Source organism: Hymenobacter koreensis (assembly GCF_039541855.1).
Taxonomy (GTDB): domain Bacteria; phylum Bacteroidota; class Bacteroidia; order Cytophagales; family Hymenobacteraceae; genus Solirubrum; species Solirubrum koreensis.
This window is the reverse complement of the sequence record NZ_BAABHA010000001.1, coordinates 156,097-175,803: the sequence shown is the minus strand read 5'-3', so window position 1 is coordinate 175,803 and position 19,707 is coordinate 156,097. Positions and strand designations below refer to the sequence as shown.

Genomic DNA, 19,707 nt, shown 5'->3' with positions numbered 1-19,707 from the left:
TTGACTAACGCATTTTTTCGGCCGCAGCTTTGCTGTTTTTGCTCTCCCCTCTCAGCCAATCGGGGCGAAATACCACGCCCACGCTCGTGCTGATTAGCGGCATGCGCGTACGATTAATTTCCTGCTGAAAAATCCGTTCCTCCCCTTTCTGTTCGGGCCCTTGGCTGTATGACAGCCCAACCGAACCTTGTAGCTGCCAACGTCGCGGCCGGGCACGGTCCAGGTCAATTCGGCCGTAGAGCATGGGCTCGTGGCGCAGCATGCGCGGCATCGACACGGGTAGATGCATTTGCAGCTCTGAATTGCGGTAAGTAAACGACTGAAACTGCAGGTGGGTAAGGCGGTAATTCGCTCCTATCGAGCCACCCCGGAAATCGTAATGCAGGCCTAGTTGCCCGTATACTTTATTGTAACGAGCTTGGTAGTCGGTGAGCGAAACCCCGGCGTTCGAAAATATGCCCGGCAGTTCCAGGAAGCCCCGCCGGGAATTGGCTTGCCCTACGCCGGCCATGCCGGTCACAATTAGATGCTGCCCCAAGGCCCAGTACGTGCCAGCACCGGCTTCCCACTGCCGGGTTGCTGTATAGGTCGTATCTCCGATTTTGGGACGGAAGGTTGCGGCTCCATTAACCAGCACATGCGGCAACGGCGAATACACCGCAGAGCCTTCAAGTCGGCCGTTGGCGTGTATAGTTCCTGTGTATTCAGCTTCCCCCTGCGCCCGTATGCCCGACGCAGTAGGTTGCATAGGAGCATACACGGAACAGCTGCTGAGGCAAACACTCAATAGAACAGCAGAAGCAACAACAGTAGAAAAGCGCAGGAGCATGATAGCGGGTTGAAGTATGCTCCAAACCTACGTGGGCATTGTCCGCAACTCGACCTCTGATTTCACCATTATCTGACTTTACAAACGCGGAAAATCGTGGCTCAATCTACCCATTTAAGCCTCTAAAACCACCTTTAACTCCTTTAAACATAGAATTAGATCTGACTTTGTAATTCACCTCAGCCGTGGAATAAAAACTCGCTTTTGTTCCCTTGTTCTACTGAATGACTATCGTTCACAGCAAACCGCCCGTTGCAACAGCTGTTGCAACGGGCGGTTTAGGTACTGCGTCGGCTGATGGGTTACTTGGCGTAAGCCACGGCGCGCATTTCGCGTATCACCGTCACTTTAATCTGGCCGGGGTACTGCATTTCCTTCTCGATTTTCTGCGAAATCTCGCTGGACAGCTCTTGCGCGCGGTCGTCGGTTACGTTGTCGGCGTCCACAATCACGCGCAGCTCGCGGCCGGCCTGAATGGCGTAGCACTGATTCACGCCCTTGAAGCCGTTGGCCGTTTCCTCCAGCTGCTTGAGGCGCTTGATGTAGCTCTCCATCATTTCGCGGCGGGCACCGGGGCGCGAGCCGCTGATGGCGTCGCAGGCTTGGATGATGGGCGAAATGAGCGCGGTCATTTCAATTTCGTCGTGGTGGGCACCAATGGCGTTAACCACGTCGGGGTGCTCCTTGTACTTCTTGGCCAGCTCCATGCCCAGAATGGCGTGGGGCAGCTCGGGTTCCTCGGTGCTCACCTTACCAATGTCGTGCAGGAGGCCGGCACGGCGGGCATGCTTCACGTTCAGACCCAGCTCAGCCGCCATGGTGGCGCAGAGGTTGGATACTTCGCGCGAGTGTTGCAGCAGGTTCTGGCCGTACGACGAGCGGAAACGCATGCGGCCCACCATCTTAATCAGTTCGGGGTGCAGGCCGTGAATGCCGAGGTCCACAATGGTCCGTTCGCCAATTTCCACGATTTCCTCGTCGATGTTCTTGCGCGTCTTGGCTACGATTTCCTCGATGCGGGCCGGGTGAATGCGGCCGTCTTTCACCAGCAAGTGCAGCGAGAGGCGGGCCACTTCGCGGCGCACCGGGTCGAAGCCCGAAATGATGATGGCCTCGGGCGTGTCGTCTACTATAATCTCGACGCCGGTAGCGGCTTCCAGAGCGCGGATGTTGCGCCCTTCGCGGCCGATAATCTTACCCTTAACGTCGTCTGATTCGATGTTGAACACCGACACGCAGTTCTCGATGGCGTGTTCGGCGGCGGTACGCTGAATGGTTTCCAGCACCACTTTCTTGGCGTCTTTGGTAGCCGACAGCTTGGCTTGGGCCACAGTATCCTTGATGTAGCTGGACGCCTGAATCTGGGCTTCGTTCTTCAACGATTCCACCAATTGCTCGCGGGCTTCGGCGGCCGTAAGGCCCGAAATAGTCTCCAGCTGGGCCTGAATCTGGAGGCGCTGCTCTTCTACCTCGCTTTGCTCCTGGCGCAGCTCGGCCAGTAATTCGTCGTGCTCCTGGCGGCGTTTTTCTTCCTGGGCTTCCAGTTTCTCCAGCTGCCGCTGGGTGTCGTTCTGCACCTTCTCGCGCAGGGTATCCAATTCTTTTTCCTTGCGCTGTACTTGCTCCAGTTGGCGCTGCGAAGCCTGGGTGAGCTGCTTTACGCTGGCTTCTTGCTGAATTACTACTTCCCGGCGCTGCGCCAGATCCTGGTCGGCTTCCTGGCGAAGACGACGGATTTCCTGCTCCGATTCGTTGCGAATCTGACGGGCTTTGTCTTTGGCCTGCTGAATGCGCTCATCGCGCACGCGGTTGGCCTTGGCTTCGGCTTCCTGCAGCAGTTCCTGGGCGCGGGCCTGGGCCTGCGTTTCCACGTCCTGCCGGGCTTTGCCGGCCATTTGCCTACCCGCCACGAAGCCCACTACAAGGGCCACGACAGCGGCTAGTACTATGTATATTATATCCATGGGGGTGATTGTTGGGAATGGAACAAGCACCACAGCCGTGGAGTAAGCGGCTGCCGCAACGGCAGCTATGCGGGCAAAAACCACCGGGCCGGCTGCCCCGTGGATATGTGTCTGTTAGGCGAGTACCACCGACGACAACATCTCGTCCAAACGCACAAGGCGCTCGGTGAGGGCAGCATCGGTACCGTCCTTTTCCTTCGTGGCCTTCACGCCGTCGGCCAGGGTTGTAAGGGCAATCATGGCCAGCAGGTCCTGCTTGTCCTGAATGCCGTACTGTTCCCGAAATTCCTTCAGCCGCTCGTTCAGCAAGCGACCCGCGTAACGCAGGCGCTCCTCTTCCTGTGGCGACACCCGCAGGGGGTAGTCACGGTCGGCGATGCGGATTTTAACGGAGAGTTCGGTCACGGTGGGTTAGGTGGTCATGCGGTGGGCGGCGGGGTTACTCCCTCAAATAGGCAAGGCACTTATCTAGCTCGCGGATGTATTCGTTGAGACGTTGTTTCAGCTCTGTTGCGGCAGCCGGCTCGCCGGCTATGGTATTAGCAAGTTTAACAATATTTTCCTGGTTCTGGTGCTCCCGCAGCTGCCGGTCCCGGTCGCGGATGTCGGCTTGCAACTGGGAAATGGTGGTTTGAGCATCGGCCAACTCCTCGCGCACATGCTGATAGGCAGCCACTAAAGTGGCCACCTGCCGTTCGAGGCGGTCGAGTTGAGCGAGTTGCTGAGAAGAAGCCATGCAGGAAAATTTCCCGGCAAAGTAATGAAATGACAGCGCGGAAGCGAAAAACCCTGCCGGGCTTGAGGCTCCGGCAGGGCTTGAAGGTTTGATGCCCAGGCTTCAGCTAGCCACGCATCGTCGGCATCGAGAGCGGTCCTACGGCCCAGGGAGGCAGTACCTCTCTGGATTATTTGCGGATGACGGCGCCGGCCTGCTGCTCGAACTGCGCCATGAGCTTCTGCATTACCTGGTCGATGGCCTGGTCGGTGAGGGTGCGCTCGGGGTCTTGCAGCTGAAAGCTAAGCGAGTACGACTTCTTGCCCGCGCCCAGGTTTTCGCCCTGGTACACGTCGAACACGTTCACTTCGCGCAGCAATTTCTTCTCGGCCTTCACCGCAATCTGGCGCAGCTGCTCGAAGGTTACGCCCTGGTCTACTACCAACGACAGGTCGCGGCGTACTTCCGGGAACTTGGCCAGTTCCGTTACCGACATAGCGGTGCGGTACTTTTTGGCCAGCCACTGCCAGTCCAGTTCGGCGTAAAACACGGGCTGGTTCACGTCCATCTGCTTCAGCACTTTCGGCGATACGCTGCCGATTTGTACTACAGGTTGGTTGTGGAGCAGCAGCGTGAGGCCGCCGTTCAGGTAGGGGTGCTGCACGGGCTGCGAGCCGGGCTGCGGGTGGCCAAGGCTGCGTAGCAGTTGCTGCACCGTGCCGGCGAGGTGGTGAAACGCGTTTTTCTCGTCCTTTTGCTGCCAGGTTTCGGCCTGCACATTACCGGTGAGGTAAAGGGCCAGCGTGGGCCGCTCCTTGTAGCTGCCGTCGGGCTGGCGGTGGTAGCTGCGGCCGAACTCGTAGAGCTTTAGATCACGCTGACGGCGGTTCACGTTATGCCGCACGATTTCCAGGCCGGTGTGCAGCAGCGAGGGGCGCATCACGTCGAGGTCGGCGGAGTTGTAGTTCAGCACGCGTACCAAGGTTTCGTCGGGCTGCTCGGGCGAAGCTTCGTAGTAGCGCGAGTTGGTGAGCGAGTTGGTAATGATTTCCGAGTAGCCCTGGCCGCTGAGCAGGCGCGCCACGTCCTGGCGCAGCAGCTCGGGGTCGGGGTTCGGGAACTTGGCCAGAAAGGCTGCAGCGTTGAAGGGGCGCAGCGGCACGTGGTCGTAGCCGTAAATGCGCAGGATTTCCTCTACCACGTCGGCTTCGCGAGTTACGTCCACGCGATACGGCGGAACCGACAGAATCCACTCGGGGCCACCGGCCACGTCGTTGTTTTCCTCAACAATGAGAATGTCGAGGTCGGTGAGAATCTGGCGGATGCGGTCGGGGGCAATGTAGTGGCCGATGAGCTGCTCCACGCGCGGCAGCAGCAAACGCACCGGCGTGTACTCGATGGGCGTGGGATATACATCCACTACCGGCGCAGCTATGCGGGCACCAGCTACCTCCTGCAACAGCAAGGCGGCACGCTTAAGGGCCAACGGCACCATGTGTGGGTCGGTGCCGCGCTCGAAGCGGAACGAGGCGTCGGTTTTGAGCTGGTGGTTTTGCGCCGTTTTGCGGGCTACAGAGGGCTCGAAGTAAGCACTTTCGAGGAACACACGGGTGCTGACTTCGCTCACGCCCGAGGTTTTGCCGCCGAACACGCCGGCCAGTGCCAGGGTTTGGCCCGTGGCATCGGCAATAACGAGGTCGTCGGTTTTCAGGCTGCGCTCGGTACCGTCGAGGGTCGTGAGCTTCTCCCCTGCTGCGGCGCGGCGCACCCGAATGCCGTTGCCACCAAGCTGGTCGGCATCGAACGCGTGCAGGGGCTGGCCCAGCTCATGGAGCACGTAATTGGTTACGTCCACCACGTTGTTGATGGGCGCCAGGCCAATGCTGCGCAATCGGCGCTGCAGCCACTCGGGGCTCGGGCCCACTTGCACGCCTTCCAGCAGCAAGCCGGCGTAGCGTGGGCAACCGTGAGCGTCTTCAATCTCAACGCTGATGTTCTGCTCGGCCGAAGCTGGGGCATGAAACTTACTCACGTCGGGCAGCTGCACGGGCTGGCGCAGCAGGGCGCGCAGGTCACGGGCCACACCGAAGTGCGAAGCAGCATCGGCGCGGTTGGGCGTCAGGCCGATTTCCAGGATGTGGTCGGTGCCGAGGCCGAAGTACTCAGCGGCGGGCGTGCCATTCGGCAGGTCTGTGGTCAGCACCATAATGCCGGCGTGCGACTGGCCCAGGCCGATTTCGTCTTCGGCGCAAATCATACCTTCCGAAGCCGCGCCCCGGATTTTCGACTTCTTGATTTTGAACGGTTCGCCGCTGCTGGGGTGCAATACTGCACCATCCAGAGCTACTACAACACGCTGGCCGGCGGCTACGTTGGGTGCCCCGCACACAATCTGGCGCGGGGTTTCGTCGCCCACGTCCACAGTGGTTAGGCTGAGCTTGTCGGCATCGGGGTGCCGTTCGCAGGTGAGTACCGTGCCCAGCACCACACCTTTCAGGCCGCCGGGCACGCTTTCCAGCTCCGATAGGCCTTCTACTTCGAGGCCGGCGCTGGTGAGCAGGGCCGAGAGTTCAGCCGGGGTTTTATCGGTGGGGAACAGCGTACGGAGCCAGTCGATGGAAATTTGCATAGCGAATTCGAAGTCAGAAGGAAGCGGCGACGCACGTAAAAGCTGCGGCGGCTTACGGGTGCAAAAGTAGCAGGTGAGCGGGAAGGGTTGGCGGGTTTCTATCAGACCTTCCCTCCAGCTCCTCTCCCAAAAGCAGGGTGTAGGATAACTGGATCCAGCACGCGAGATGCCTCGGCGGCACTCGACATGACGGCCTTATAGAGCGGGAAGGCCCTTAGTGTTCCTTATATGTCTTTTCACCGGCCTTTATTTCCACGCTCAAGCGGTTTTCGGCGGGCGGCATGGGGCACGCGAAGGCGTCTTCGTAGGCGCAATACGGATTGTAAGTGCGGTTGAAATCGAGGACCACCTCCTGCTCGTTGGCGGCAGGCGTTTCCACGTCGAGGTAGCGGCCGCCGCCGTAGGTGTCGTGGCCGTTGGTGAGGTCGGCGAAGGGCACGAACAGCGTGGAATCAGTTTTGCTGACGCGGCGCAGCAAGGTTAGCTGCTGCGGCTTGCCCTGCAGCTCAAATGTAGCCCGGGCAAAGCGCGTGTACTTGTCGGCTTTGCCGTCGGTGAGGGGCAGCGTAATGGTGTCGCCGACGGGCAGGCGCTCCAGCTGGGCCGTGAGGCGGTAGTCGCGGTCGGGGCCGAAGTAGTGCAGGCTGTCGAACCGCTCGTGGTGCTCTTCGGAAAGGGGCGAGTCGCCGTGGCGGCGGAACTGCTCGTTTTTCTGTTTCCGCTCCTGCTTGAGCTTGAAAACGTATTGGTCGTCGCTGATGAACAGATCGGACGCAATGTAGCCGAGGACGATGAGCAGGCCGAAGCCGAGCAGGATTTTGGGAATGGAGAGCTTGGGCACGGATTCGATGGATTTTTAGCTTCGCCGAGCTTAATTTCAGATGGCACGGAATACAGCTCCGCTGCCTCTCGGTTACAGACGATTACGGCGGCGCTTGAACTCCTCGTCTTGAGCCAGTTCTTGCGCTCGGGCTCCGCGTAAAAGCGGTACGCGTTGTTCAGAACACCTCCGCTTGCCTCTGCTCGAGCCAACACAGGCCCGACGCCGCCGACACCCCAAAAGTAGCCATCAAAAGGCATCCATCACCCGAAAGTAGAAGTTCGAGGTGCCGTTGGAAGTAAACGCCTGGTCCAGGCGGGCGTACAGGTTTTTCTTGCGGTTGAGCAGCACGCGCAGGCCCCCACCCCCGGCGTAGCGGGTGTTGTTCCAGGCAAAATCCGGCACCGACGCGGCCACCCCGCCGGCCGAAGCAAACACGGCCCCTACCAGAAACCGGTTCAGCGGGTAGCGGTACTCGGCTTGCATTGACCACAGCTGCTGGTCGCGGTAGCGGCCCTGCACGAAGCCGCGCATGATGGTGGGCCCGCCCAGGCGCGGCAGCTCCAGCAGCGGCACGGTGCCGCTGGTAAAATGCCCCACGGCCTGCAGACCCAGCGTGGACTGGCGCGGCAGGCGCAGGTAGCGGCGCATATCAAAAAGATACTCGGTGTAGCGAAACTGGCTGCCGAGGGCCCGCCCGAAATTGTGCATTGTCCACTCGGCGTACCAGCCGCGCGTGGGGCTGAAGGGGTTGTTGCGGTAGTCGGCCAGCAGCGAGGGGCCCAGGCCCGACACGCGGCTGCCGTCGCTGCCCGCCAGGGCTTCGTAGCCCAGCATTTCATCGTCGAGGCGCAGCCGCTGGGTTTGGCTGAAATGGTAGCTCAGGCCGGCGAAAAAGTTGCCCTGCACGCGGCGCCACGTGCGCGGCTGCGCGTACCAGCGCTGATAAAAAACGTTGTTGCGCTCTTTCTCCGCTAGCGTCTCGTTGCCCACCCCCCAGTAGTACTCCGAAAAATCCTGGTAGCCGGCGCGGCCGCGCAAAATGTAGCGCTCGGCCGGGCTATAGGCCTGCCACACGGTTTCGAGGGTAAGCTGCCGCCGGGTACTATACAGCGCTTGAACGAAGGCAAACGAGTCGCGCGTAGCAAGGCGGGCCGAATCGGTGGGAGCACCGGGGCGGCGCAGTTCCTCGGGCAGCCGGGCGGGCCAGGTGCCGGAGTTAAAGAAGTAGTCGAGCGCAATACCGCCCCGCAGGCCGGTCTCGGGCGTAGACTGCAGCACCGGCACGGGTATGAAGCGCAGCGGGCGGTTGGTGAGCGAATCGGGACTGAGCTTGCGCCAGAACGACGTTTGCGTGGGCTGAGCCCGGCTTGGAAGCCCCACCAACAGCATCAGCCACAGCAGCCCCAACACCTGATAGCCGCGCTTGCCTTTGGCAGCGGGCGTGGCAGAAAGGCAGCTTGCCATGAAGGGCATAAAGCGGTACCTGGTTCGGTTAAGAGAAACGCGGTAATTACCTGGCCGCGGCCTCCTTACCGGCCGTGGCAGAAAGTAACCGCAAACGGCGGTGCATAGTTACCGCTGTTTTATCTAGCCCAAGCCAATTGCTCCTGGGTCAACAAAGTATTAACCTGGTACGGTTGACTTGGGCCATATGCAGCACCGTGCTGCAGACCGTACTTATAATATGCCTTCATCGGCGAAGCTGTAGTAGCCGTGGTCGGTGTAAATGAGGTGGTCGAGTACCGGCAGATCCAGAAACTGGCCGCCTTCTTTGAGCTTACGGGTCAGGGCAATGTCGGCGGCGGAGGGCTGGCGGTTGCCGCTGGGGTGGTTGTGCACCAAGATGATGGACGACGCCAGCTGCTCGAGGGCCAGCTTGAAAATCATTTTGGGGTCGGCCACGGTGCCGGCCACACCGCCGCTGCTCACGCTTTGTTTGCGCATCACCACGTTGGCTCGGTTCAGCAGAATCACCCAAAACTCCTCGTGCGGCAAGTCCTGCAGATTAGGCCGCACAAGGTTGTATATGTCGGTGGAGCAGGTGATGGTGGTGCGGGCTGCGGCGGCAGTGTCTTTGCGGCGGCGGCCCAGCTCCAGCGCCGCCACTATGGTTATGGCTTTGGCTTCGCCAATGCCTTTGTGGCGCATTAAATCTTTTATCGACAGCCGGGCCAGCTCGTTCAGGTCGTTGCCGGTGGCGGCCAGAATAAGCTTGGCCACGTCTACGGCTGATAATTTGGCGGTGCCCGAACCCAGCAGAATGGCCATTAGCTCGGCGTCGGTGAGGGCGGCGCGGCCTTTGGCCATGAGTTTTTCGCGCGGCCGGTCTTCTTCGGCCCAACTCTTGATGCTGAACGACGTGGGTGCTTGGTAGGCTCCGGTTTGCGGATCGTCTTCCGACAGGATGTCAAACGAATTCATGGGGCACGATTGTTAAGGGGCTATAAGCGTCAGAAATAAAGTAAAATCCCAGTTCATTCGTCAGCGCCGGTAACGCGCGCCGCGAAACCCTGCGTGGGTGGCCGCGGTTTCACACCCTGTTATGTCCCGACTGTTTTCTTCGTTCTTCTTTCTCGCCCTCCTGGTGGTGGCCGAGTGGTATGGCTTTCAGGCCATCCGTACGCTTGTGCAGCACACCTCGCTCACCACCCGTCGCCTTGCCACGGCCATGTACTGGCTGATAACGGTGGGGCTCTGGGCCGCCGGTATCTGGGCCATGAGCACCCGCCATTTGGGCACCACGCCCTATAAAGGCTACATCGGCGGTTTGCTGCTGGCCTTGGTGGTGGCCAAGCTAGTGGTGCTGCTGTTCCTGTTTCCCGAAGATTTGGTGCGCTCGGTGCGGTGGGTAGGCCGCCTGTTTACCGGTTCCTCCGGCTCTACGGCGGCTACGGGCACCCCGCTTACCCGCAGCGAATTTCTCAATAAGCTGGCGTTGCTGATAGCCGGTATTCCGCTGGTGGCCCTCATTTACGGCATGGTGCGCGGCGCCACCGACTACCGCGTAAAGCGCGTAACGCTGCGCTTTCCCAACCTGCCCGCTTCCTTCGATGGCTTTAAGGTGCTACAGATTTCCGACCTGCACACCGGCTCGTTTCCTTCGAAAGAACCCTTGCAGCGCGCCGTGCGCATGATTAACCAGCAGGGCGCCGACTTGGTAGTAATGACCGGCGACTTAGTCAACAATTTTGCCCACGAGGTGGAAGAGCACATCGAAACGCTGGCTGGTATTCAGTCCAAATTTCAGCCGTTGTCCATCCTTGGCAACCATGACTACTCTGATTACGTGGACTGGGACGCGCAGGGCGGTGCAGAAGCTAAAGCGGCCAATTTGGCCCGAATCAAACAAAACCATGCCAAAATGGGTTGGCGGTTGCTTCTGGATGAAACCCAGGAGATAGAGCGCAATGGCGAGCAAATTGCCGTGATTGGCGTGCAGAACTGGGGCCAGCGTGGCTTTAAGAAATACGGTGACCTAGCTAAAGCTCATGCTACCTCTGGCGACGCACCCTTCAAGCTGCTGCTTTCCCATGACCCATCGCACTGGGAGGCGCAAGTATTGCAGTACCCCGACATCGACCTGACTTTATCCGGCCACACCCACGGTATGCAGTTCGGCGTGAACTTACCGCACCTGAAATGGAGCCCCGTGCAGTACGTGTACAAGCAGTGGGCCGGCCTGTATGAGCAGGGCAAGCAATACCTGTACGTAAACACCGGCCTGGGCTTCATCGGCTACCCCGGCCGCGTGGGCTTCCTGCCCGAAATAACCGTTTTTGAGTTAAAACGAGCTTAGTTGAAAACCGGCTCGAAAGACCGAGAAAGGCCCCTGCCGCGCTTTGGCAGGGGCCTTTTTTATTGACCTGAACGAATAGATGAGGTGGGCGTATAAGGCCGATACAAAACCTTTGGTTTTGTTCAATTCTGACTCTCACACCTTCCCTCCCTTCCCATGAAAAAGATGTTTCTGCTGTTGTCGTGCGCTGCGGCCATGACCATGGCTTCCTGCTCGCAGGAAAAAACCACCGAAACCGATGGTACGGTAACCACCACCACGACCACAACAACCACGGCCAGACCGGCGGTATACACCGAAGAAGCTTACAACAGCCGCGCCGACCGGATTTCGGCCGACATGGCGGCCCAGATGAAACTCGACGAAGCCACCCGCGCCAAGGTGCGCACGGCCTATTACAACCGCTCGAAGCGCCTCGGCGAGCTGCATAACCAGTACATGGAGGACACCACCGGCATGGCCGCCGCCATGCGCACCGTGTACACCGAAACCGACGCGGAGATGAAAACCATCTTCACCGACCCGGCCCAGTACTCGGCTTACGAATCGAGCCGCACCAACTACTACGAGGACCGCTACCTGGACGACGCCATGGCCCAGGGCATGGACAGCGAAGAGGGCGCGAACAGCATGTCGTCTTCGTCGGACATGAGCGCCACGGCTTCGGGCGAAGGCGCTATGGAAGTTTCGAAGATGAAAGCCAAAGATGCCGACGGCAACAAAATCAAGGTTAAGAGCGACGGCGACATCAAGACCAAAGATGCCGCCGGCAACAAAGGCAAAATGGACGCCGACGACGGCACCATTAAAGACAAGCCCGCCGACGGCGACAAAACCAAGATGCAGTAAGGCTTCGGCCCTATTGCGCGTAAAAAAAGCCGGCCCCGTTCGCAACGGGGCCGGCTTTTTTTGCCTCCTTGAGGCAAAGCTTGGCTACTTTGCGCCGCGCGGCCGTGTTGTGCCCCCGTTGATGACTACTGGTTTGACTGACTTGATTGCGCTTCGTTTTCGGCTTTGGCTGTTGGTTTTGGGAAGTTTAACGCTGTTGCTGGCTGCCCGCCCGGCCGCCGCCCAGGTACGCGTAACCGGCTCGGTAACCGATCGGGCCACCAAGAAAGCCGTGCCGGGGGCCACCATCTGGAACATCAACACCCGCCGCGGCACCGTGGCTAACGAGGAAGGCGACTTTGCCGTGACTGTGCGCGCCTCCGATACCCTGGAGTTTCGGGCCGTGGGCTATAACAGCTACCGACTGCCGCTGGGCAACACCGGCGTTTCGCAGATTATCGTGCAGGTGAAGCTCGACCAGGCCACCATTCAGCTGGGCGAGGTGCGGGTGCGCGAAGGCCGCCCCGACGACGCCACTGTGAATCGCGCTCTGCGCAACGTGAAGCGGCCCGCACCGCCCGCCAACGCCGTAAAGCGCCCGCCCAAGCCCCAGCCGCTGTTCCCCGTGGATTCTACGGCGCCCAAAGTCCCTACGCCCACGCTGCAAAGCCCCATCAGCCTGATTTACGACCAGTTCTCCCGCGAAGGCATGCAGCGGCGCAAGATGGAGGAAATTGAAGGTGAGAAACGCATGGAAGCCGAACGGTCCAAGCGCCGCGCCTACAACCAGTACTTCCGGGTAAACCGCGGCTACGAAGTAGAAGGCGACCTGACCCTGCCCCTAACGGTACCGCAGCAAGTGCCGCAGCGGCAGCTGCCCCAGCAGCCTATGCAGCCCCCCGCCGGCAGTCTGGCCCCTAAACAGTAATGCTAAGCGTAAAGCGTCGTAGCCACTGATACCGAGGGCACTTCCGAAACGGCAGGACCACCGTACGCGAACTAAAGGTTCGTGCTACAAACCCCGGAAGCAGCCCCGGCGTAAGCTGGGATATGAGAATAGGGTATCCTTGCGTAAACGAGTCGCTCGACTGCACCGCCACCAGCACTTTCAGGCTGGCGTCGTACTCCGATGAACGGGTGGAGCAAGCCGTGGCCAACAATTTGGCCTGTTTGCAGCGCATTCTGGAATACAACGTGCAGCACAACCTGCGCTTTTTCCGCATTGGCTCGGGCGTGGTGCCGTTTGGTTCGCACCCCATCAATACTTTCCGCTGGCAAACCCGCTTCGCCGCCGAGTTTCGGGCCATCGGTGACTACATCAAGCAAAACGATTTACGGGTTTCGTTTCACCCGGATCAGTTTGTGGTGCTCAATTCGCCCGACGCGGGCATTGTGCAGCGCAGCATCGATGAGTTGGTGTACCAGGGTTCTATTCTGGATTTGATGGGCCTCGACGGTACCGCCAAGCTGCAAATTCATGCCGGCGGCGTGTACGGCGACAAGGAAGCCGCCCTCACGCGCTGGATTGCCACGTACCGCCAGCTGCCCGATGTGGTGAAAGCCCGGCTGGTGGTAGAAAACGACGACCGCCTTTACAGCCTGCAGGACTGCCTGCGCCTCCACAACGCCGTGGGCGTACCCGTGCTCTTCGATAACTTTCACCACGAGTGCCTCAACAACGGGGAGCCGATGCCGCTGGCCCTGCGCATGGCGGCCGCCACCTGGCACCCCACCCTCGATGGCCCCATAATGATTGACTACAGTTCGCAAGCACCCGGTGAGCGGCGCGGCAAGCACGTAGCCAGCATGGAAGAAGACCTATTCCGCCGTTTCCTGGAAGACCTACGCGGCCTCGATGCCGACATCATGCTCGAAATCAAAGACAAAGAAGCCAGCGCCCACCGTGCCTGCATGATTATGCAAGACGTGGGCCTGCTGGTGCGTGCTGCGCAGTCTGTTCCCTCGGGCAACCCAGCCGTTTCCTAACCCATTTCCTTTTGCCTTCTATCCGAATGAAACAACCCACCCCTACCGACCAGGAAAACGCCGATTTGCTGGCCAATACCATTCACGCCCTGCAAGGTGGCCTAACCGCTCTGCCCCTGAGCGCCGCCATGGAAAATACCGAAGTCTGGCAGCAGCAATTCCTGCAAAGCGGTCAGCCCGAGCTGCAAAACATTGCCCGCGAGTTTGGCAACCTGCAGTCGATGCTGAGCAGCGGTAAGCTCGACGGCCCTTCCATTGGCCGGTGCCTGAGCATGCTGGGTGCGCAAACCAGTGAACTGATGCGCAGTGCGCCCGAAGAACGAAAACTCGGTTTAAACCAGCTGAGCACCCTCCTCCTGCGCATCGGCGGCGACCTGGAAGCCGACAACAACGGCAAGAAGAAGTAGCGCATTCGAACGCAAAACGGCCCGGCGGCATCGTTAACCGATGCCGCCGGGCCGTTTTTATTTAGAGCAGCTTTAGGCGTGAAGCGCTGCTACGGGAGCAACCGCCTGTTGCTGCACTTGATTGAACGCTTGGTCCAGGTCTGCAATAAGGTCGTGGGCATCTTCTACCCCAATGCTGAGGCGCACCATGCTGGCGGTAATGCCCATTTCGCGCTGGGTGGCGGGCTCAATGTCGGAGTGCGTCATGCTGGCGGGGTGCTCGGCCAGGCTTTCGGTACCGCCCAGGCTTACGGCCAGCTTTATGAGCTTGAGGCTGTTCAGGAACTGGAACGCCTCGGCTTCGCCGCCCGCAATATCAAAGGAAATCATGGAGCCGGCCGAAAGACACTGCTGCTCGAAAATGGCCTGCTGAGCGGGGTCGTCCTGCAAGTGGCCGAGGTAGTAGGTGCGCGTTACCTGCGCGTGCTCACGCAGCCAGTCGGCAATAACCCGGGCGCTTTGGGCGGCGCGCTCCATGCGCAGTTTCAGGGTTTCGAGGCTGCGCATGAGCATCCAGCCGGTGTTAGGGTCGCACATGGTGCCCATGAACGTGCGCATGGCCCGCACCTCTTTCATGAGGGCTTTCGAGCCGAGCACGGCGCCGGCAATGAGGTCGGAGTGGCCACCCAGAAACTTGGTGGCGGAGTAAATCACGAGGTCGGCGCCGTGGCGTAGCGGGTGCTGAAACACGGGCCCAAGGAAGGTATTATCGACCAGCACGCGGCACGGGCGCTGCGCGGTACCGCCGCGCCGGGCCGCGGCGGCGCAGGCTTGCAGGTCGAAAAGGCGGTTGGTGGGGTTGGCCGGTGTTTCCACGAACAGCACAGCCAGCTTCTCGCCCAGGGCAGCGGCGCGCTCCTGTAGCTGTTCGGGGGTAGTGTGCAAATCGAATCCTTCGGCCGTTATGCCAAAGCGCGGCAGCACCTGCTTCAGGAAGAAATCGGAGCCGCCGTACACGGGTTCGGAATGCAGCACCACGTCGCCGGGCTTGAGCAGGGCCAGCAGCGAAGTACTGATGGCGGCCATGCCCGAGGCGAACGAGGCCGCGTCTTCGGCGCCGTCCCAGAGGGTGAGGCGGTCCTCCAGAATTTCGAGGCTGGGGTTGTTCAGGCGCGAGTAAATCAGGCCCATTTCCTCTTCGGGCGCGGGCTGGCGCAGGCCGTAGGCCAGCTCAAAGAATGCCTTACCTTCTTCGGCGCTGTTGAAAACGAAGGTGGACGTTTGGAAAATGGGGCATTTGATGGCGCCTTCGCTCCATTCGGGCTTGAAGCCGTAGCTCATCATCAAGCTCTCGGGCTTGAGGGGGCGGCCGTTCAGGTGGGCCTGTTCGTGTAGTTGTTTCATATGGGTGGGGAAAGGGGTGGCAAGCAGGGCAGAAAGACGAAGGTAGGCTTTTGCTCTGCGGGCGCACGTAAAAAAACCCGCTACCGAGGGCGGCAGCGGGTTCTTGAAGAGGCCGGGGAATACACAACTTACGGGTGTATAGTGCTGGGCAAGGGTTTCATGCGCTTTCGTTTACGCTCGGGTTTCTGCTCCTTTTTCATGTCGGCGGTGGCCGTTTGGGGCGGACCGTAGTTAGGGCTGGCGGCCGAGTCGTCGACAGCGAGGCGGCGCGGACGGTTGTTGCCGGGTGGCAGCACCGGAGAACCGACGGGCGAAGCATACACCCCCTGTACCGTTCTGGTGGCCGGCGCGGACTTCTTGGGTGTTTCAGGGGTGGTTTGGGCATTTGCGCCCAACGAAGCGGCGGCAATAAGAGCAGCGGTTAGCCAATGAGTCATTTTCATAGGAGAAACGGATGGGTTACAGCCTACTTATACGCAAGCGGGTTACATATAACACATTGCCGTTCTGGCAGCAGGGCTTTTTGCTGGTTTACATGCGGCTTCGAACTCGCCCGCCTCACGCCTGGCCGTGGCATAACGGGTAACTGCGGGCTGGCATTTACCGCCCTTACAAAAACACCCCGCCCGCTGTAGCGCTACAGCGGGCGGGGTGTTTTTGTAAAAAGAGGACTGACTGTTATTTACCCACTTCGGCCAGCTGTTTGCGCAGCTCCTGTACCTGGCGTTCCAGCTCCAGGGTCCGGAAGGTTACTTTCAGTTCCAGATCGGAATAGGCGCGTTCCAGACGGTCCTGCAACTGCTTTTGCTGCTCAATATCGGTGCAGGTTCCAAACCACTTTACAATTTGGCCTTCGTCGTTGCGCAGGGGTACGGCCTGGCCCAGGAACCAGCGGTAATTGCCGTCTTTGGAAATGAAGCGGTACTCTATTTCATAAAACTCACCGGTTTTCAGCGAATGAGCAAACCGCTCCCGCGCCCGTTGCCGGTCGTCGGGGTGCAGCAGGTTGTTCCACATTTCGGTACCGGCGCTGTTTTCCACGGTATAGCCCGTGTAATCGATCCAGCGCTGGTTGAAGTAATCGTGGAAGCCTTCGGCATCCGTAGTCCACACCAGCTGCGGAATCATTTCCGCCAGGAAGTTGAAATTAGTGGCGGCCGATTTGTACTGCGAGAGGTCTTGGCTTGCAGTGGCCAGCGTCGGTTCGCCCGTTACGGGGTCGTCGATGCGGAATACATGGTAGCGCACTGGCACCGCCCGGCCTGTGGCAAAGTGCCGCATGGGCAGTTCCCCAGTCCAGGTGCCGTCGCGCATTACGCCGGGTAGCACTTGCTCTTCAATGGCGGGCAGCGCCTCGGGCATGAAATATTCCGCTAGGCGGGTTTGCCGAATTTGCTCCTCGGTTTCCAGCCCCACCAGCTGCTGAGCGGCCGGGTTCAGGTACAGCACGCTGCCGTCGGCCGAAGCCAACCCCACGAAGTCGCTGGACTGTTCCACAATGGCAGCCAGGCGCACGGCTTCCAGTTCTCGTTTTTTGGAGGCGGTAACATCGGCCACAGTGCCCACAAAACGCATAGCCTGGGTACGGGCGTCGTCAAAAAAGGCTTTGCCCGTAGCCCGTATCCAACGCACTTGGCCGCCGTCCTGCAAGCCCACGGTGCGGTACTCAATGTCAAACGCACCGTCGCCGGCGGGGTCGAGGGCGTGCGTAACAGCTTGGTCTGCCGATTTTCGGTCGTCGGGGTGCAGCCCTTGCAAAAAGGTGGGGTAATCAATGGCAGCCGTAACCGGCAGCCCAAACAACGCTTTGCAGCGGTCCGACCAATTCAGCTCGCCGGTGAGCGGGTTCAGGTCCCAGGTACCAATGCCGGCGGCTTCCACAGCCGTTTGCAGGCGTTCGTAGCTTAAAATGTCATTGGGGTTCAACATTGTAAGGCAGCAATGAGCTAGGGGCGCGTGAGTTGCACCTCCATGCCGGAGAGAAAATACAAACTAAGCTGGCTGATGAGGCCATCGGCGGAGCGGCGCAGGCGGGTAATAAGCGCACGGGTGTCTTCTTCGGCCAGTTGCAGCTCCAAATAGGGGCGGCTCAACAACTCGTCGCGGCGTACGGCCCACTGCCCGCTCTTATAAGCGTTGCCCATGTGTACCTGCAACGCGCCGGGCTCCAGGGATACGTGGGTAGCCTGCGCCAGGGTACTGGTGGGGTCGGTGTGGTTGAGCACGCGGTCGGCCACGCGCCACTCGCCCGTCAGGTAATCGTCCGGCAGTTGCTGCAGGTTGATATCAAACAGGTATGTATCGGTCATGCGGTGGCGGGAGACGTTGTAGCGGCAGAAACCGCAAAGATAGGCACATTAAAAGGCTTTAATACACCCCCTCAAAAAGCAGTATTTCGTGGTTCCAACGCGGCTGGACTAGTTACAGTTCAGCTTATATCTTGCTAATGCCACAGCGGTATGATAATCAGCCGCTAATAGTTGTACCGGCTCAAAATGGCCCGATAACCCGGCGAAAAGCCGCCGGCTAAGCACGAAACACCCCAGGCATTTTCGGCCTCATATTCACGCATGAACCTGTAGGGCAAAAGCTGCCTGCGCGGTTAGATATGGCCTCTAAGCGCAGCTAGCTAACAGCTTATATCAAATCGGCTAATCGAAGCATGAATTAAGTGAGGCTTGTTGCACCTGCATCAGGCACTGTTAGTCCCAAATGCCGTTGGCCGCGGTCAGAATCAGGGGCTGGCCGTCGGTAACCACCAGCGTGTGCTCGTGCTGGGCCACAAAGCTGCCATCCTTGGTGACCAGCGTCCATCCGTCGCCGAGCTGGTGCGCCAGGCTGGCACGAGTGGAGATGAACGTTTCCACGGCCACCACCGAGTTGCTTTTGAAGCGCTTCAGGTTGTGGCGGTCGTAGTAGTTGGGAATTTCCTTGGGCTCCTCGTGCAAACTGCGGCCAATGCCGTGGCCGACCAGGTTCTTGATAACACGGAAACCGGCTTTGCGGGCTTCAGCCTCAATCAGCCCGCCAATGTCGGCAATGCGCACCCCACCCCGGATGCGGCTGATGGCCGTGCGCAGAATCTGCCGGGAAGCGTCTACCAAAGGCTGATGCCGGTGCAGATCGGCGCCGAGCACAAACGAGCCGCCGTTGTCGGCCCAGTAGCCGCCCTTCTCCGCCGACACGTCGATGTTAATCAGGTCGCCTTCCCGCAGCAACTTGTGCGGCGCGGGTATACCGTGCGCCACTTCGTTATTCACGCTGATGCAGGTCCAGCCCGGGAAACCGTAGGTTAGGCGCGGGGCCGAGCGGGCGCCTTGCGCGGCCAGTAAACGGCCGCCGTATTCGTCCAGTTCCTGCGTGCTCATGCCGGGCTGGGCATATTCGCGCATTTGCTGGAGGGTGGTAGCAACGGCGGCGCTGATCTGCTGCAGGCCGGTGAGGTCGGCTTGGGAGGTGATGGACATGGCAACGAGCTGATTTCAGCGGCAAGGTCCTGCCAGACAGGACGCGAGCCGAACATTATGGCAAAATAACTGTACGGAAGGCGCTTAGCATCCGTTTGGCAGCGTAACACAAGCGGCGTAACACAACGAAGAACAGGGCCCTTTCAGCACGTATCCGTAATAAAGTGGCGGAGTTTGTCGCGTAAGGGAAGCGGGCCGTAGCTCAGCCTTACCGAGTGACTTGCAGCACCGTTTGCATCCAGTCACACCTACCTATGCCGCTCAGCTTGGTTCCAGCACTGAATCAGTAGCCCGTACAACACAGGCGACGCAGAAATTCGGCCTACAGGAAAAGCGTGCATCCTGGGTCCGTAAACAGGTCTTGCCCAAACGCAAAGTGGCCGCAGCATGTGCTGCGGCCACTTTGCGTTTGGGCAAGACCAGAGTCTTACTGCACTTTGATGTTGCCGCGGATTTCTCCACCCGTGAAGGCGGCGGTGTGCAGGTTGGCGTAGAACTCGCCGGCCAGCAGCTTGGCAGCCTCGGCTTCGGTCAAGGTTATCTTGCCGGTAATGGGCGACGTTAAACCACCCAAGGGATACACAACCGGACCGTTTGAGCCGGGAACCGCCTGGTGAAAGTGACCGGCAGTGGGGTTGGCGGTCAAGCCCTGAAATTCGATGCGGTACGTGAACTCGCGCGTGGTTTTGTTTAAGGTACCGCTAAAAGTGCCCGTGCCGGTGGAGTTGTTCGCTGGAACCTCTTGCATGCCATTCAGCGTGGCCGTTAAGGCAGTGGTTTGCGCAGCAGGCGTAGTGTCGTCATCGTCGTTGTTGCAGGCCGTGCTCAGCAGACTCACGAAAAGCAGGAAGAGGTAAGCGTAATTTTTCATCATTTGATG

19 protein-coding genes are annotated in these 19,707 nt (G+C 59.7%); 5 read left to right on the top strand and 14 right to left on the bottom strand.

Annotated elements, in window-relative coordinates:
* Positions 1 to 4: 4 nt before the first annotated feature.
* The 8 genes from ABD903_RS00750 to radC form a co-directional block, all read right to left on the bottom strand.
* A complete protein-coding gene (locus ABD903_RS00750; protein ID WP_345220463.1) occupies positions 5 to 748 on the bottom strand; it encodes a hypothetical protein in 744 nt (247 codons plus the stop codon).
* A 383-nt stretch (positions 749 to 1,131) separates the two neighbouring features.
* Complete coding sequence (gene rny, locus ABD903_RS00745; RefSeq protein ID WP_345220461.1) at positions 1,132 to 2,793, bottom strand: ribonuclease Y; 1,662 nt, start codon at positions 2,791 to 2,793, stop codon at positions 1,132 to 1,134.
* Positions 2,794 to 2,907: 114 nt separating this feature from the next.
* Positions 2,908 to 3,198, bottom strand: coding sequence for a cell division protein ZapA (locus ABD903_RS00740; protein ID WP_345220459.1), 291 nt, complete (start codon positions 3,196 to 3,198; stop codon positions 2,908 to 2,910).
* A gap of 34 nt (positions 3,199 to 3,232) precedes the next feature.
* Positions 3,233 to 3,529: a hypothetical protein gene (locus ABD903_RS00735; protein ID WP_345220453.1), complete on the bottom strand. Its 297-nt coding sequence runs from the start codon at positions 3,527 to 3,529 to the stop codon at positions 3,233 to 3,235.
* A 169-nt stretch (positions 3,530 to 3,698) separates the two neighbouring features.
* Positions 3,699 to 6,137: a phenylalanine--tRNA ligase subunit beta gene (gene pheT, locus ABD903_RS00730; RefSeq protein ID WP_345220451.1), complete on the bottom strand. Its 2,439-nt coding sequence runs from the start codon at positions 6,135 to 6,137 to the stop codon at positions 3,699 to 3,701.
* A 214-nt stretch (positions 6,138 to 6,351) separates the two neighbouring features.
* Positions 6,352 to 6,978: a DUF1684 domain-containing protein gene (locus ABD903_RS00725; protein ID WP_345220450.1), complete on the bottom strand. Its 627-nt coding sequence runs from the start codon at positions 6,976 to 6,978 to the stop codon at positions 6,352 to 6,354.
* A 228-nt stretch (positions 6,979 to 7,206) separates the two neighbouring features.
* Positions 7,207 to 8,424, bottom strand: a complete 1,218-nt coding sequence (locus ABD903_RS00720) for a BamA/TamA family outer membrane protein (RefSeq protein WP_345220448.1) — start codon at positions 8,422 to 8,424, stop codon at positions 7,207 to 7,209.
* A gap of 213 nt (positions 8,425 to 8,637) precedes the next feature.
* Positions 8,638 to 9,381 (bottom strand): RadC family protein, encoded by a 744-nt coding sequence (gene radC, locus ABD903_RS00715; protein WP_345220446.1) that lies wholly within the window; start codon positions 9,379 to 9,381, stop codon positions 8,638 to 8,640.
* A 121-nt stretch (positions 9,382 to 9,502) separates the two neighbouring features.
* Between radC and ABD903_RS00710 the strand changes: the two genes are divergently transcribed.
* From ABD903_RS00710 to ABD903_RS00690, 5 genes are all read left to right on the top strand, one after another.
* Positions 9,503 to 10,756, top strand: a complete 1,254-nt coding sequence (locus ABD903_RS00710; RefSeq protein WP_345220444.1) for a metallophosphoesterase — start codon at positions 9,503 to 9,505, stop codon at positions 10,754 to 10,756.
* Positions 10,757 to 10,912: 156 nt separating this feature from the next.
* Positions 10,913 to 11,605, top strand: coding sequence for a hypothetical protein (locus ABD903_RS00705; protein ID WP_345220442.1), 693 nt, complete (start codon positions 10,913 to 10,915; stop codon positions 11,603 to 11,605).
* Positions 11,606 to 11,738: 133 nt separating this feature from the next.
* Positions 11,739 to 12,512: a carboxypeptidase-like regulatory domain-containing protein gene (locus tag ABD903_RS00700; RefSeq protein WP_345220440.1), complete on the top strand. Its 774-nt coding sequence runs from the start codon at positions 11,739 to 11,741 to the stop codon at positions 12,510 to 12,512.
* A 122-nt stretch (positions 12,513 to 12,634) separates the two neighbouring features.
* A complete protein-coding gene (gene uvsE / locus ABD903_RS00695) occupies positions 12,635 to 13,570 on the top strand; it encodes a UV DNA damage repair endonuclease UvsE (RefSeq protein WP_345220438.1) in 936 nt (311 codons plus the stop codon).
* Positions 13,571 to 13,596: 26 nt separating this feature from the next.
* Positions 13,597 to 13,977: a hypothetical protein gene (locus ABD903_RS00690; protein ID WP_345220436.1), complete on the top strand. Its 381-nt coding sequence runs from the start codon at positions 13,597 to 13,599 to the stop codon at positions 13,975 to 13,977.
* Between the two features lie 72 nt (positions 13,978 to 14,049).
* Here the strand turns inward: ABD903_RS00690 and ABD903_RS00685 are convergent, their stop codons facing one another.
* The 6 genes from ABD903_RS00685 to ABD903_RS00660 all read right to left on the bottom strand — a co-directional run bounded on the left by ABD903_RS00685 (position 14,050) and on the right by ABD903_RS00660 (position 19,701).
* Positions 14,050 to 15,360 carry a cystathionine gamma-synthase family protein gene (locus ABD903_RS00685; RefSeq protein WP_345220435.1) on the bottom strand — a complete coding sequence of 437 codons (1,311 nt, stop codon included), beginning with the start codon at positions 15,358 to 15,360 and terminating at the stop codon, positions 14,050 to 14,052.
* 128 nt (positions 15,361 to 15,488) lie between these two features.
* On the bottom strand, positions 15,489 to 15,803 hold the full coding sequence (locus ABD903_RS00680) for a hypothetical protein (RefSeq protein ID WP_345220433.1): 315 nt from the start codon (positions 15,801 to 15,803) through the stop codon (positions 15,489 to 15,491).
* Between the two features lie 235 nt (positions 15,804 to 16,038).
* Positions 16,039 to 17,289 (bottom strand): PAS domain-containing protein, encoded by a 1,251-nt coding sequence (locus ABD903_RS00675; protein WP_345220431.1) that lies wholly within the window; start codon positions 17,287 to 17,289, stop codon positions 16,039 to 16,041.
* Between the two features lie 17 nt (positions 17,290 to 17,306).
* On the bottom strand, positions 17,307 to 17,669 hold the full coding sequence (locus tag ABD903_RS00670; protein WP_345220429.1) for a hypothetical protein: 363 nt from the start codon (positions 17,667 to 17,669) through the stop codon (positions 17,307 to 17,309).
* Between the two features lie 393 nt (positions 17,670 to 18,062).
* On the bottom strand, positions 18,063 to 18,827 hold the full coding sequence (map, locus tag ABD903_RS00665) for a type I methionyl aminopeptidase (RefSeq protein WP_345220427.1): 765 nt from the start codon (positions 18,825 to 18,827) through the stop codon (positions 18,063 to 18,065).
* A gap of 427 nt (positions 18,828 to 19,254) precedes the next feature.
* Entirely contained in the window at positions 19,255 to 19,701 is a 447-nt protein-coding gene (locus ABD903_RS00660) for a CHRD domain-containing protein (protein ID WP_345220426.1), read from the bottom strand.
* Between the last annotated feature and the right edge of the window lie 6 nt (positions 19,702 to 19,707).